The organism is Vibrio aestuarianus, from assembly GCF_028858425.1.
In the GTDB taxonomy this organism is placed as follows: domain Bacteria; phylum Pseudomonadota; class Gammaproteobacteria; order Enterobacterales; family Vibrionaceae; genus Vibrio; species Vibrio aestuarianus.
In genome coordinates, this window is record NZ_JAKNYQ010000001.1 from 1,703,401 (window position 1) to 1,718,204 (window position 14,804).

General features: G+C 42.7%; 14 protein-coding genes. 10 read left to right on the forward strand and 4 right to left on the reverse strand.

Features of this window, described 5'->3' with window-relative positions; genetic code table 11:
• Positions 1-18 precede the first annotated feature (18 nt).
• Genes MCT08_RS07945 through MCT08_RS07955 form a run of 3 tightly spaced genes read right to left on the reverse strand, consistent with a single transcriptional unit; the run spans position 19 to position 1,861 of the window.
• Positions 19-429, reverse strand: a complete 411-nt coding sequence (locus MCT08_RS07945; RefSeq protein ID WP_168522005.1) for an ExbD/TolR family protein — start codon at positions 427-429, stop codon at positions 19-21.
• Positions 426-1,133, reverse strand: coding sequence for a MotA/TolQ/ExbB proton channel family protein (locus MCT08_RS07950; protein ID WP_274678204.1), 708 nt, complete (start codon positions 1,131-1,133; stop codon positions 426-428). Before MCT08_RS07950 ends, MCT08_RS07945 begins: the two co-directional genes overlap by 4 nt.
• Positions 1,133-1,861, reverse strand: a complete 729-nt coding sequence (locus tag MCT08_RS07955) for an energy transducer TonB (RefSeq protein WP_274678205.1) — start codon at positions 1,859-1,861, stop codon at positions 1,133-1,135. Before MCT08_RS07955 ends, MCT08_RS07950 begins: the two co-directional genes overlap by 1 nt.
• Before the next feature lie 163 nt (positions 1,862-2,024).
• Here MCT08_RS07955 and hutW point away from each other — a divergent pair, with 163 nt between their 5' ends.
• From hutW to hutZ, 3 genes are read left to right on the forward strand one after another with little or no spacing between them, the layout of a single operon-like run.
• On the forward strand, positions 2,025-3,401 hold the full coding sequence (gene hutW, locus MCT08_RS07960) for a heme anaerobic degradation radical SAM methyltransferase ChuW/HutW (RefSeq protein ID WP_274678206.1): 1,377 nt from the start codon (positions 2,025-2,027) through the stop codon (positions 3,399-3,401).
• 2 nt (positions 3,402-3,403) lie between these two features.
• Positions 3,404-3,916, forward strand: coding sequence for a heme utilization cystosolic carrier protein HutX (hutX, locus tag MCT08_RS07965; protein WP_274678207.1), 513 nt, complete (start codon positions 3,404-3,406; stop codon positions 3,914-3,916).
• A gap of 50 nt (positions 3,917-3,966) precedes the next feature.
• A complete protein-coding gene (gene hutZ, locus MCT08_RS07970) occupies positions 3,967-4,497 on the forward strand; it encodes a heme utilization protein HutZ (protein ID WP_053312330.1) in 531 nt (176 codons plus the stop codon).
• A gap of 155 nt (positions 4,498-4,652) precedes the next feature.
• On the opposite strand, the gene MCT08_RS07975 is transcribed toward hutZ, so the two are convergent.
• Entirely contained in the window at positions 4,653-6,791 is a 2,139-nt protein-coding gene (locus tag MCT08_RS07975) for a TonB-dependent hemoglobin/transferrin/lactoferrin family receptor (RefSeq protein WP_274678667.1), read from the reverse strand.
• Between the two features lie 250 nt (positions 6,792-7,041).
• On the opposite strand from MCT08_RS07975, the gene MCT08_RS07980 reads away from it, so the two are divergent.
• From MCT08_RS07980 to MCT08_RS08010, 7 genes are all read left to right on the forward strand, one after another.
• Positions 7,042-7,185, forward strand: coding sequence for a hypothetical protein (locus MCT08_RS07980; RefSeq protein WP_274678208.1), 144 nt, complete (start codon positions 7,042-7,044; stop codon positions 7,183-7,185).
• Positions 7,186-7,333: 148 nt separating this feature from the next.
• Positions 7,334-7,981: a GTP cyclohydrolase II gene (locus MCT08_RS07985; protein ID WP_053312328.1), complete on the forward strand. Its 648-nt coding sequence runs from the start codon at positions 7,334-7,336 to the stop codon at positions 7,979-7,981.
• 158 nt (positions 7,982-8,139) lie between these two features.
• Positions 8,140-9,402: an imelysin family protein gene (locus tag MCT08_RS07990; protein ID WP_274678209.1), complete on the forward strand. Its 1,263-nt coding sequence runs from the start codon at positions 8,140-8,142 to the stop codon at positions 9,400-9,402.
• An 80-nt stretch (positions 9,403-9,482) separates the two neighbouring features.
• Positions 9,483-10,865 (forward strand): di-heme oxidoreductase family protein, encoded by a 1,383-nt coding sequence (locus MCT08_RS07995; protein ID WP_274678211.1) that lies wholly within the window; start codon positions 9,483-9,485, stop codon positions 10,863-10,865.
• A gap of 8 nt (positions 10,866-10,873) precedes the next feature.
• On the forward strand, positions 10,874-11,926 hold the full coding sequence (locus tag MCT08_RS08000; RefSeq protein WP_425609330.1) for an imelysin family protein: 1,053 nt from the start codon (positions 10,874-10,876) through the stop codon (positions 11,924-11,926).
• Positions 11,916-12,992, forward strand: a complete 1,077-nt coding sequence (locus tag MCT08_RS08005; protein WP_274678212.1) for a DUF1513 domain-containing protein — start codon at positions 11,916-11,918, stop codon at positions 12,990-12,992. Before MCT08_RS08000 ends, MCT08_RS08005 begins: the two co-directional genes overlap by 11 nt.
• 89 nt (positions 12,993-13,081) lie before the next feature.
• On the forward strand, positions 13,082-14,635 hold the full coding sequence (locus MCT08_RS08010) for a L,D-transpeptidase family protein (RefSeq protein WP_274678213.1): 1,554 nt from the start codon (positions 13,082-13,084) through the stop codon (positions 14,633-14,635).
• Positions 14,636-14,804: the final 169 nt, after the last annotated feature.

A 14,804-nucleotide genomic window follows, 5' to 3' on the forward strand; every position in this document is an offset into this window, starting at 1 on the left:
TCATGTTAAACAAAGAAGTTACTGGGGATCTTCGGTTAATAATTGTGTGGCAGCTATACCGTTTTCTTGAAGGAAGGCGAGTAGTTTGACCAAGTGCTGTACTTCTGCTGCTTTGTCTGCACCAATAATGATTGGTCGTTTGCTGTTGTTACTTTCTTCAAGTAGCGCCTGCGTGAAATTATTCCAGTCAATATAATGCTTGCCCTCTAGCGCCCAGTACGGATCACTCGCGAGAAGATTTACTGTGATGGACTGTTTATCTACCGCGCTTGTCATATTCGAATCGGTGGTTGGTAGCGATACGTCCAAAGACTCAAATTTAACGGCTGCTGTGAGCAGCAAAAACACCATTACAATAAAGATAATGTCCAACAAAGGAGTTAAGTCTGGCATTAGTGATGGGGCTGGCGATGGGTGCGCTTTAATCATCGTGTGTTCGCCGCTGCATATTGTTGTTGCGATTTAGCGTCAGCCGCGCACGTTGATTTTGCCGAGAAAGTCTGTTGGAAAGAGACACCTTCGAGCCATAAATTCACATAGTTAAGGGTATGTTCAAGTTTTGCCATCACTCGGTCAGCCCAAAGCCCCAATAATTGAGCAGAAGTGATTGCTGGTAGGGCTATCATCAAGCCTACTGCCGTTGTGCGCATGGCCAAACCTAAGCCGTCGGCGAGATCGTTAGGCGTAATGCTGCCAGAAGAAGCCGCGACTCCTTTAAACATCTCAATTAAACCGAGAACAGTACCCAGCAGTCCAAGTAATGGGCTAATAGCGCCAATTAATGACAACATGCGCAAACCTGAATGCAATTGATGGCGTTTTTCCTGTAACCAGATGCCTGCGGCGTCTTCACGCAAACTTTTTGGAAAATCATGATGCGCAAGCAGCATTGCTACTCCCTTATAAAGAAGAGGGCGCTTGTTAGAAAGTTGACCTGCCAGTGTTTCTATTTGTGTTGCGCTGGTAGGTGATATGGTTTTCAGAGCAGCTCCGATAGCACGTTTGCCAACGCCAACACTGAGCAATACTTGAAATAGGCGCTCGGTGATAATCATGATGGTGATGACAGAGCATAGAAATAAAGGCCATGCCATTAAACCAAGTTGTTGCTCTAGTTGAGTAAGTACTTCCATTATCCTTCCAATTTAAAACGAACAGGGACTTGAACGCGGTGAGCCATTTTTTGGCCGCTAACCACGTGGGGTGAAAACTTCCACTGCTTAATGGCATTGAGTGCCGAGTTGTCAAGAAGTGTTGTTCCGGATGATGAGATCAACACCTGTTTAATTTGATTACCGTTTGCATCTAACCAGATTTCATACACAGCAACGCCTTCAATACCACGTTTACGAGCCAATCTTGGGTATTGCGGTGGTATAGGACGAGAAACAAAAGTGGGCTGCTCGACTAAAGGCGGTTGGCTACTAGCACCGCTACGACTTGGAGTCGGAGGCGGTATTTTGACTGAGTTATCATCCGTTTTAGTCTTTGCCAGTTTAGTGGGTGTTTCAGCATTGGTGACTGGCTTGTTTATGTCCTTCTTTACTGGCTCTTGTTTAGAAATCTTGGCCGTTTTCACTATGGGTTTCGGCTTAGCCTGCGGCTGTGGCACGACGCTTTTTTTAGGGTTCGCCTTGTGAGTCTTCTTCGGTGCTGTTGGTTGCTTTGCTACTTGCTGCGCTATCGCTTCTTGTTTGGCGTTCACCTGTGGTTTAGGTTGCGTAACGAAATTAATAGACACCGACGTTGATTGGCTCCCTACTGGCATTGCGAATACTTTTGCTTCTTTATCTGCCAGTAGTACTACAGCGTGAATAGCAATCGAGACGCTGCCAGTGACAAGATATCTAGAAATATTCACGTTCTTTTCCTAAAGCAAAAGTGGCTGGATGCGAGGATTATTACCCATTGTTTAAATAAGATCAATTATCAATTGCATTATCATTTACATCAAATTATGCTTTTATAAGAATTTAATATTAAAGGCTGCGAACGTATGCCACACCTGGTTTTTTGTGAATACCATGCTTAATTTAAATAAATATAATGAATCTATTTTAGGGGCAAAAACGGACGATCCACTTCGTTTTTCGTTCAGTGATAAACAGTCAGCTCATGCTGGTGGATCATCCGTACCGGTTGCGATTGAGCTGCAATCTTACATTTGGCAAACATTAATGACGCAGCCGGTGGCTGGTCCTAAAAAACGTTGTTTGTATATCCATGTTCCTTTTTGTCGCGTACGTTGCACGTTCTGTAACTTCTTTCAGAATGCAGCGAGTCGAAGCTTAGTTGATGATTACTTTAAAGCCTTAATGGTGGAGCTAGAGCAGAAATCCAAACTACCTTGGGCCCAATCGGGCATTTTCCATGCAGTGTACATCGGTGGAGGAACGCCAACAGATCTCTCCGCGACGCAAATACAGCGCTTGGGTGAGGCGATTCGACGTTTTTATCCTCTTGCTCGTGACTGTGAAATTACGTTAGAAGGACGGATTAATCGTTTTAGTGATGAAATGTTTGATAAAGCCTTAGAAGGTGGATTTAACCGTTTTTCTTTCGGCATTCAGAGTTTTAACACTACAGTTAGAAGAAGTGCAAAGCGGCTAGATGACCGCGATGTAGTGCTTGAGCGCATTACTTCGTTAAGCCATGCAGAACAAGCTCCGATCGTGATTGATCTATTGTATGGTCTTCCCTATCAGACATTTGATGTCTTTGAACAAGATTTGAAAGACGTTATATCTACAGGTGCACATGGTATCGATCTTTATCAACTGATCGTTGCAGGAAGTGCACCAATGCTGAATTTGGTTGAAAAGGGCAGAATCCCACCACCAGCGACTACGCCAGACAAAGCCAGCATGTATGAGCTTGGTGTTAACTTTTTTGATAAGCACCATTTTAAATCGCTCAGTGTGAATCATTGGGCGAAAGATAACCGTGAAAGAAGTCAGTACAACAGTTTAGCCAAAACCTTTGCTGAAGTTCTTCCTGTGGGATGCGGAGCTGGTGGCAATATTGGTGGCTATAGTGTTATGCAACAGCGGAGTCTTAAGGCATACATGGATGCAATGAATCAAAATAAATTGCCCATCGCCATGATGATGAAACAGCATTCACTTGAGCCTACTTTTGCTGCCATTAAATCTGGTTTTGATCGCGGTGTGCTTGCTCGTAGCACTTTACCTGACTTTATGGGGATGAACTGTTTTGATTATTTGCAGCCGCTTTTCAAGCATTGGCAGCGGTTGGGTCTTGTTAAGCTAGAAGATGAATATCTTGTCTCGACCTTAGCCGGAGGTTTTTGGGCGGTGAACTTGGCTCAGGCATGTATAAAAGTTTTACACAATGAATTTAACGAACATCTAGATTCAAAACAGATAGCAAATTGGAAATGAACATGGAATTACTGACACAAAAAGTAGCGGCTCTATTAGAGCAACAACCAACACTTTTGCCAGCTGCGATGGCGGTAGAACTGAACGTCACTGAATTTGATGTAGTCAAATCACTACCCAGAGAAATGGTAGCTATTGCTCCTGGCAGCCAAGCGCAAAGCATACTAGAACAACTTACTGATTGGGGAAAGGTAACGACCATTATGCACTCGTTCGGTTCCATCTTTGAAGTGAAAGCGTCTTTCCCTAAAGGAAAATTGGCACGTGGTTATTACAACTTAATGGGTAAAAATGGTGAATTACACGGTCACTTAAAATTGGATGTGATCAGCCACATTGCATTGGTAAGCAAGCCATTTATGGGACGAGAAAGCCACTACTTTGGTTTTTTTAGTGAGCAAGGTGACAACATTTTTAAGGTTTACCTAGGTCGAAATGAAAAGCGTGAGCTGATCACCGAGCAGGTAGAACGCTTTAAAGCATTACAGCAAGACATTGAGTCACAATATAACTAATACAATCATAATACACCCTGAGCTTATTTAGGCTTAGAGGAGGAGAGTAAATGAATCCGCAGATCAAACAAGAGCGATTACAAGGTCGTTTAGAGCCTGAAATTCAAGAGTTCCGTCAGGAGCGTCGTACGTTACAATTAGCAACGGTCGATGGAGAAGGCCGGCCCAATGTCAGCTACGCCCCTTTTGTTCAAAATCAAGAAGGCTACTTTATTTTAATTTCTCATATTGCTCGCCATGCGCGCAATCTAGATATTAATCCACATGTCTCGCTGATGATGATCGAAGATGAAAGTTCATCTAAGCAGATCTATGCGCGTCAAAGGCTCACTTTTGATGCTGTTGCGAGTGTCGTGCCGAGAGAATCGACCTTATGGCGACAAGTGATTGGTCAAATGCAGCAACGATTTGGTGAAATCATTGATGGTTTAAGCCAGTTACAAGATTTTAGTTTGTTCCAACTAAAAGTAGAGCAAGGCTTATATGTGAAAGGCTTTGGACAAGCGTATCAGGTGTCGGGTGATGACATGGTTGATTTTGTGCACTTACAAGAAGGGCATAAGAAAATATCTAACGCTTAACGATATTAATAAAAAGCATGTATAAGGGCTAGTCATCTAGCCCTTTTTGATCTTGTGGTTTTAATACAGATTCACCCGTAGCAATTTATACAAAAAAAGCCAGCGATTCGCTGGCTTTTTTATGTTACTGACTACTCGAATAAGCTAAATAGATATTAGAATTGATAGTCGATATTAATACTCCAGTTTCGACCTGGCTGAGCTTTGATATCTTGGCTAAAGGTTTCACCAGTGGCATCTCTTCCGCTTAAGTCATTATATAGCCAATACTTTTTGTCGAAGATATTAAATAAACCGGCACGCAATGTTAAATCTTGAATTGGTTGGTAGTAAGCCGTTAAATCAACAAGTGTGTATCCAGCTACATCGGTGTTTGTTTCCGACTGCCAATCCGTTTTGCTTGCAACCATTTTTACATTCAACATTGTGCCATATTGGTGTCGATTGATTCCTAGGCCGACATTCGCGGTTAATGGCGCTACTGAATCTAAGGCATCACCTGTCTTCTTATCTTCACCATCGGCATACGCAACGGCCAGACGTGAATACATCCCTTGTGGTGCGTTGAACGCTTTATCCAAATAGAGTTTAGAGCTAAATTCTGCACCATAAATGGTGACATCATCCAAGTTTTCTTTAGTGAAAACGTCTTTGCCGTTTTGTTCGCCACCTTTAGTTTGCGTGATGAAATCTTTGTAATCATTATAAAAAGTGCTAAATTCAAAATTCGCAAACTCATTTTGTCCACGCAAACCTAACTCGTAAGATAAGCTTTTTTCTGCTTTGAGATCTGGGTTTGCTTCAATGATGGCACCTTGATTATAGAAATAATACAAGTCATACACGGTGGGTGCTTTGAAGCCTTGGCTGATTTGACCAAAGATCGATAGGTTTGGGTTTAAGTGATAAACCGAGCCTAATTGACCGGTAAAGGCATCATCTTTATTTTTTTCGTAAGATGTGGTGTATCCTTCATCGACACTTGGTGTCGCTTCAAATGAGTCATAACGTATACCTGCGGTTAAAACTAAACGTTCTTGCATCAGGTATGCTTGGTCTTGGAGGAATAGACCCCATTGAATGACGGTGGCGTCAGGAAGGCCAGTACTGCCAGGTGCTGAAGTGCCATAATTCAATTTATAGTCGGTGTTATCTAGATTGAAATCATTGTTGAGAAGGCTCAACCCATAAGTAAATTCATGGGCATTGCTATCAATTTCAACGATTTTAGAAAGCTGAGTATCGAATTGAATGGATTGATCAGAGGCTTCGCGTTGACGTCGACGCTTACCATTCATTGGTGTGGTATCGTAATTCTTAGATAATGAACGTGAGTCTTGATAGCTTAGTGACCAATGTAATGAGTCTGCTAATTGAGAACTCATTAACCATTGGTGTTCGATACCGACTCGAAGTCGTTCAGAAGTATCTTCATTGTAGTTATCAGAATATGTGAAGCCCGGCATTATGCTGTAACCGTTGTAGTTAAGCTCATCTTCATCATATTGTTTATTATAATATTCAACGGTTAAGCCTAAACGGTGATCATCGTTTGCTTGGTAAAAGGCTTTCGCTAGAAGGTTACCAAGTTGTGAATCAGCAGGGTTTTGTGCACCACGATCTGGGCCTTCTATATCGGCACCTGAACTGTGAGTTTCTGTTTCATGACCGTTTGCATAGGTCGCCATCAGTAGTGTTTCGAGTTTATCTTGGCGCATTGCCCAAGTTAACGTTGTTTTAAATTGGTCATTGGCTGAACTATAACCAGAACGGATACCAAAACGGTTCTCATCACCTTCGGTGACCAATATATCGTCAGGGTTTTTAGTACGTAATAACACAACACCGCCTAAGGCATCAGAACCATAAAGGGTAGAAGATGGCCCTTTATTCACTTCAATGGCTTGCAGAGTATCCATTTCAATGGCATTAGAATATTTACGTTGTTCTGTTGCACCAGGGTTGTAAGGTGTCGGTTGCTGTACACCATCAATCATCATTTTTACGCGGCTACCTTCAACGCCACGAATATTGAAGCTAGAAATACCGAATCGACCATCGCCTAAAGCATCAACACCTGGTGTATAGCTAAGTGCTTGCTGTAAGTCATTGCTCATAGTCGACTCAAGTTCCTTAGCTGAAATCGTTTCGATTGACGATGAAACATCTTTCTTACTTTGTTCTGTTCGGGTCGCTGATACCACAACCTCATCAAATTGGTGCAGATTATCTGCAAAAGAACTCGGTGAAAGTGCAACAAGTATAGAAGCTGACAAGAGTGTTTTGGTGTACATCTGAATTATTACCTTATTCATCAATAACAAATTTATTGTGGATGAATAATATTGGATCTAAATAGTAATTACTATCATTTGTATTTATATTTGTTCGGGTGTGAATTAGCGACTTTATGATTTTGATATAATAATTAATAAGTTATTTTCTTTTATGGGTTGATGAGAATGAAAACTGAAGGCTATTTGTGTGATATTTATCACGTTTTATTTTCTATTTAACTTTATACGGAGGGGTAGGTTAAGGTCGATGAGTGCTGTTGTTTTATCTACAGCATACTTGAAATTGCAACAGCGTTTGCAGCGCTCGTTCAACCAATCAGATTTCTTATCTATGTTTATGGGGATTCACTTGCATACCGCCTACCCGCAACTTCAAGTGGTTTGGGTATAGTCACCTTAAACCTGCTATTTGACTTTCTGATCTTATCTTTTTCTGTTGTTTGACAAGAATTGTTATATTATAACAATTCTCACTTGTGATCTTTTGATTGAAAATTGGGGTATCAATCCCCATAGTTAGTGAACAGTGGGTAGGTCGAATGAAAATCAATTCAATATTGCAACAAGCAACAATTCAAGTGAGTGTAGATATGGCGGAAGTACGAGCCAGAGTAGATTTTAAAGTCGGTGTCAAAAGTAATATCGATGCGGAAATCCTCTCGTTTAGAGGACTAAAAACGGATAAAGAGCATGTTGCGGTTATTTTCAGAACAGCTGACGTTACCCAAGAAACGCCACTAGTCCGTATGCATTCTGAGTGTTTGACTGGCGATGTGTTCCATTCATCACGTTGTGATTGTGGTGAACAACTAGAAGAAACCATCAATAAAATGGGCGAAGCTGGCGGCATTATTCTTTATTTGCGTCAAGAAGGCCGGGGCATTGGCCTTTACAATAAAATTGATGCCTATCGCTTACAAAGTGAAGGTATGAATACATACGAAGCGAATAACCATTTGGGTTTCGGTGATGACCTTCGTGATTTCACTGAAGCCGCACAGATGTTAAAAGCACTGAATGTGACGAAAATTCGTTTAGTGACGAATAACCCGAAGAAAATTAAAGAACTCAAAGAACACGGCATAGAGATTGTTGAAGTTGTGAACACTGCTGCCCATATCAAATCTGGCAACGAGAGTTATCTTAAAGCGAAAGTGTCTCATGGTAAGCACCATTTAAAACTATAACTGAGCATTATGATTAAACGACAAAAACCTCACATTGTTGAGGTTTTTGTCGTTTATGCCTTGCAAAAAAAATGTAAATTTGTATTATCGGCAATTAAAGTGCAAATGATAATAATTAGCACTACCAATAATTAATTTTGCTCAACAAGGACGCTTTCATGAAAGTTAACACACTTCTGTCTCAATCTATTGCTGTCTCACTTGCTATGGCAAGTAGTGCATCTTTTGCAGCTGCCGTAACAAAAGAGCAGGTGGTTGAACATTATGCCAATATTGCCCATGCAGTTTTTGCCGATTCTCTTACGACAGCTCAATCATTAGAAAAATCTATTGATCAATTCCTCGCTGCGCCTTCTGCGGCAAAATTAGATGATGTTAAACAAGCATGGATGGTATCTCGCGTGCCTTACCAGCAGTCTGAAGTTTTTCGTTTTGGTAATTCTGTGGTTGATGACTGGGAAGGACAATTGAATGCTTGGCCGTTAGACGAAGGGTTAATCGATTACGTTGCAACCGACTATCAATATGAGTTGGGTAATGAAGGAGCGAGCGCAAACATTATCGCTAATCAAACCTTAAAAATTGGCGCTAACACAATTGACGTCTCGACCATCACACCAGAATTGATTGCTAGCTTAAACGAAGTCGGTGGTTCAGAGGCAAACGTAGCTTCAGGTTACCACGCAATTGAATTCTTGCTGTGGGGACAAGACTTAAATGGCACTAATGCAGGTGCGGGCGCTCGTGCTTATACAGATTTTGTTGTAGGTAATGAGTGTACTAATGACCACTGCGATCGTCGTGGTCAGTACCTAAAGGCAGCGGCTCAATTGTTGGTTCAAGATTTAGAATGGATGGAAAAACAGTGGTCAGCGGATGAAAAAGCCAACTACCGTCAGCAATTACTCAATGAATCATCAGACAATGGTTTGCGAAAAATGATGTTCGGTATGGGATCGCTGTCACTTGGTGAACTGGCGGGTGAGCGGATGAAAGTCGCGTTGGAAGCGAACTCGACAGAAGATGAGCATGACTGTTTTTCGGACAACACACATAACTCTCACTATTATAACGAGCAAGGTATTTATAACGTTTATACGGGTATTTACAAACGTCATGACGGTACGTTGTTAACGGGTGCAAGTATTAACGACCTTGTTGCTCAAAAAGACGCTCAAGCGGCCAAAGAGATTCAAAAGCAATTTGATAGCGCCCGAGCTGAAGTGGGCAAGCTAGTCACTTCGGCTGAGAAAAATGACCAACATTTTGACCAACTGATTGCAACTGATAATCCACAGGGTAACGCCGTTGTAAATGGCGCGATCATGGCGCTCGTGGCGCAAACTGCCTCCATTGAACGAGCCGCGTTAGTGATTGGTATCGATAACCTCAACCCTGATACAGCCGACCACGAATTTTAACAATAAATAGCAGCAAATAAGGGCTCAGATGAGCCCTTTTCCTCTTTTACACTGAAACGATAATTATTGAGAATGACGGAATGAAATTAGTTTTCACAGCCGCACTATTGAGTTTACTTGCATTGCCAGGCTTAGCCGACGAAGTGAAATCTGGTGGCGAGACCAGTACGACCAAAACTGGGCCGAATGCCTATTCATTACCAGCGGCGAATTTGCCAATGAGTAAGCGCCTTGATTTTAGCGTCGGTAACAGCTTTTTCCGTAATCCTTGGGTTCCTGCGCCTTCTTCTACCGATGCCAGAGATGGCCTAGGGCCGTTGTTTAACACCAATGGCTGCCAGAATTGCCATATTAAAGATGGACGAGGTCATCCTCCAGAGAAAAACGATACTCATGCGGTTTCAATGTTGGTGCGTTTGAGTATTCCTGCGGTCACGGAGCAACATAAAGCCATTTATGAAAAAGAAGGCGTGATCCCAGAGCCTATTTATGGCGGGCAGTTACAGGATTTTGCGCTTCCAGACCAAAAAGCAGAAGGAAAAATAGACATCAAGTACCAAGAATTTGCGGTAACTTTTGTCGATGGTACTCATGTGATGCTACGTAAGCCAAATTTAAAAATTACCGATCTAGCGTATGGTGAGATGCACCCTGATACTCAGTTTTCTGCACGTGTTGCTCCACCAATGATTGGTTTGGGTTTATTGGAAAGTATTGCCGACGAGACGTTACTGGCAATGGCCGACCCTGATGACATCGATGGCGATGGTATTTCGGGCAAAGTAAACCGTGTATGGGATGTGGAAAAACAACGTTTCGCATTAGGGCGTTTTGGCTGGAAAGCGGGTCAACCAACGCTAATGCAGCAAAATGCTGCTGCGTTTAATGGCGATCTTGGGCTAACCAGTCGCTTATTTCCCAAAGAAAATTGCACCGACACACAGACACTGTGCCAATCATTACCCAACGGTGGAGATCCTGAGGTTAGTGATAATATTCTTGATTTTGTTGAATTCTATTCTCAACATTTAGCCGTTCCTGTGCGACGTAATGTGGATGATCCTCAGGTAAAAATGGGTCAGTCCCTGTTTAAGCAAGTTGGCTGTGAAAGCTGCCATCGAACGGACTTGAAAACAGCCAAAGTGGTCGATCGCCCCGCGTTGTCCAACCAAAAAATCGCGCCCTATAGCGACTTGCTACTACACGACATGGGGGAAGGGTTAGCAGATAACCGTCCAGAAGCTCTAGCAAATGGTCAAGAGTGGCGAACCCCACCTTTATGGGGAATTGGCTATACCCAAGAAGTAAGTGGCCATACTTATTTTCTGCATGATGGTCGTGCGCGTAACTTGATGGAAGCTATCTTATGGCATGGCGGCGAAGCACAAAGCGCGCAACAGCAAGTATTGAAACTCAATGTGGCTGAGCGTGAAGCGTTAATTGCCTTTTTGAACTCTTTGTAGGGGAAGCCATGAAAATTTCAATCGCATTTTCAGCGTTGAGCATGTTGCTGTTAACCGCTTGCCAATCTTCACAACTAGAAACCGTCAATGCTATGCAATCAACGCAACACATAAGTCAAGGCGTTTATCGAATTGAGTTTGCTGCCGCTCAGCATTTCGCGCAGCAAGCTGAGCAATTAGTGTTGGGATTTGAGCAGTATTGTCGGTCACCTAACACCGGTTTGGATGGAGTAAAGAACCAGTGGCAACAAACGACGCTAGCTTGGATGGCTCTTCAAGGGCAAGAGCGTGGCCCAGCAAAAGCGTTAGAACAGAGTTGGAATGTTCAATTTTGGCCAGATAAAAAAGATACCACTGGGCGGAAAATGAATGTCTTAGTTCACTCAGATATCTTATGGACAGAGCACGATATTGCTTCGCAAAGCGTTACCGTGCAAGGAATTGGTGCTATTGAATGGTTACTTTACGATGAATATTCACCTTTATTGAACGCCACCAACTCATCAGAAAATATCCATCAGGTTTGTGAGGCTGCACAAGCGATTAGCCAAAATTTAGCAACCAAAGCACAATTTATCGCCACGCAATGGAATGTTAATCCGTGGACAGCGTTAGATGCCATGGTGTGGGAAGCGGAATACATTGCTCTACTATCAAATCAACTCGATTACAGTATGAAAAAGCTCAGTCGTCCGTTAGCCAATATTGGACAACCGCGTCCTTATTTCGCTGAGTCATGGCGAGCAAAGGTGTCGATGAACAACCTGAAAGCCAATGTTGAAGCAATGCAGAGGTTATATTTAGCTGATGGAGGGTTGGATTTTTTACTGCGAGATAAAGGGTTGAATGACCTTGCTGACCGCGTGCAGAACCACTTTGCCTTGATGCTGTTAACTTGGCCAACCGAGCCAAGTTTGTTTGATTTATTACAAAATAAAGAAGGGTACCGAAAGGTGCTTTCTCAATACAATAAGTTTGAGCAACTCAATTATTTGCTGCACGATGAAGTCGCAGTGGAATTAGGTATCACAATAGGATTTAACGCAACTGATGGTGACTGATCAAACAAGGCGAGCCCTTTTAAAAGCGGCATTGTTTGGCGCTGCCGCACCTGTGTTACCTTTTGGATGTGCTGCGATTCAACAAAATTCCCCCGCTTTAATTGGCTGCGCCATTCATAACAGGGCTCAATTTCAGGCGGTAGTAGCCGATTCCAAAGGGCAAGCGATTCGAACCTTGCCTTTACCTGCTCGTGGTCATGGTGTTGCGATTCACCGTCAACTACCACACGCTGTTGCATTTGCTCGCCGTCCAGGTGAGTTTTTTATGGCGTTTAACTATCAAACTGGCGAAGTAATTAAATTGCAACCAGCTATGCGTACAAGGTTTTTTTATGGGCATGGGGTTTATTCCAATGATGGTGCGTGGTTGTATGCCACTGAGGGCGAAAGATCAACCAGTCGTGGCATTATCGGTGTGTATGATGTTCACCACCAATACCAAAAAGTCGCCGAGTTTAGCGGGTTTGGTATTGGTCCTCATGAAGTCATCGTCATGCCCGATAACCGGTTAACGATTGGGGTGGGGGGCGTTCATACTGATGGCCGAACCCCGCTTAATATAGAGAGTATGATGCCGAGTTTGACCTACCTTTCAGAACAAGGTCATATTGTTGAGCAGCGTACTTTGAGTGACCGACATCTGAGTATTCGCCACCTCGCGCATGATGGCGGACAAACCGTTCTATGTGGGCAACAATATCGGGGGCAAGTAGATGAATTCCCTTCGCTGCTAGCGATGCATACTCAAGGCGGTGAATTATTGCCTCTGCAAGCAGAACCAGAACAGTGGGCAAGGTTTAATCACTATATCGCTAGTATTGCCGCGACGGAACAATGGATTTTAGCGACTTCGCCCCGAGGTAACTGTTATGGGATTTGGTCAAAGGATAGCTTGGAGTTAGTCGAATTATCTTCTTTGCCAGATGCTTCTGGCGTTGTTGTCAATAATGATCAATTTCAAATCAGTTCAGGGGCTGGGTTAGTGGTTAAGTGCCGTTATCCCGAGTCTGAGGTACGTGTTCATTGTAATGTTCTTTGGGACAACCACTGGTCTGCTGTGATTTAATTAATTGAATATTTAAATCACAACACTTCGCGCAAGACGCGTTCTTTTGCCATACTAAATTCAATGCAGGATGAGTTGGATGTTTCAGTATGATAAAAGGCACCGCATTGGCGTTATTATTAATAGTTAGCAGCTTTTCGCTTTCTGCTATGGAAAGGTTTGAGCAATTAGGTTGGATAAAACCGGGCAGCGAACTTGAATCATTGATTCAATATCCACATTTGCTAGAACGCGTCTATCAAGAGAATAACGATCAGTTAATTTGGTTTGATAATCAGGTCATTAATCAATTCGAATATCAACTCGATGTGATCCGACGTGCAGGCTTTAGCCCGCTGTTTATCCGCCAATTTAATCAAATGCAGGCTTATCGTGAACGTAATTCGATGTTTGAATATGATCTGCTTGCGACCGATACTCTGCTTCTGTATCTGAGTTACGCAGAGCAGGCACCTAAAATTGGAATGGCATGGTTCTTTGAATCGAAGCTTAATCAACTATTAGCACCACCCAGTCAAGATGCATTATTTGCTTTGCATGTGGCGGTTGAAGTGCAAGGTATCATTGATCTACTCAATCTCTATACGCCCAAAAACCCAACTTATGACCAATTGCTGCATGCTTATGATTTCCTGCTGAGTACGGAAAAGGCCGAGGTTTCTTTATACCAGCAGCGAGGGTTAAAAAAACTGGGTGATAAGTTATCACACCGATTCGCACTCATTGAGCGTTTGTCGCTGGTCAATATTGACGTGACCTCTGTCCGTGACAATGTCACTTGGTATGACAATAGTTTAGTTAAGCCAGTTAAAGAATTTCAGACCATGCATGGTTTGCAAGCTGACGGTATTATTGGCCCTGAAACGATAAAATGGCTTAATTTCTCTCTGTCTGATCGTCTATCGATGCTTGCCCTCAATGCTGAGCGGATGCGTCTGTGGCCAGAAGCGAATGACACACTGATCGTTGTCAATGTTCCTAGTTTTGATATGCGTTATTGGCATTTGGGCCAAGAAGTCTTCCAATCAAAGGTGGTGGTAGGGCGTTCTTCGCGTAAGACTCCTTTAATGATCACTAAACTGGACGCATTGATTTTGAATCCAACTTGGAACGTGCCCTATAAGATCATGGTTGAAGATATTTTGCCGATGGTCAAAAAGGACAGTAGTTATCTAGCTCGCCATAATATAGATATTGTCAGTAGTTGGCGTTCCGAGGAACTGATTGATCCAAATAGTATCAATTGGTCGACAGTTAACCCAGCAGCTTTCCCTTACCGTATGCGGCAGCAAGCGGGGCAAAGTAATGCTTTGGGTCTGTATAAATTCAATACACCGAATCGGCGTGCCATCTATTTACATGACACACCGAGTAAGTCTTTGTTTAATAACCCTTCGAGGGCGTTCAGTTCTGGCTGCGTAAGGGTGCAAAATGCAGATAAGTTCGCATCGATGCTTTTGGAAACACAAGGTATCAGTGAAAAGCAGTTAGTGGATAAAGACGGGTTAACTAATGCGGCGATTCCACTTAAAAAACGTATTCCCGTCCATATTATCTATCAAACGGTGTGGTATGAAGGTGGTGAGCTGCACTACCGTGATGACATTTACCATTATGATACTTTCAGTTACCGTAATGGCTGAGTAGACCATTAACTGCCACCTGGTTCTAAAATTTGAATACTAGTGAGGAAATTTACCAAAAAATGACTTAGGCAGGTTTTCTTTTTTGTTCAATAACTAAGCAGTTTTTGTGTTAGGTTTGTTCGTTTCTAGCACAGTTTATGCATTTGATCTTCACAATAGAGTTCGG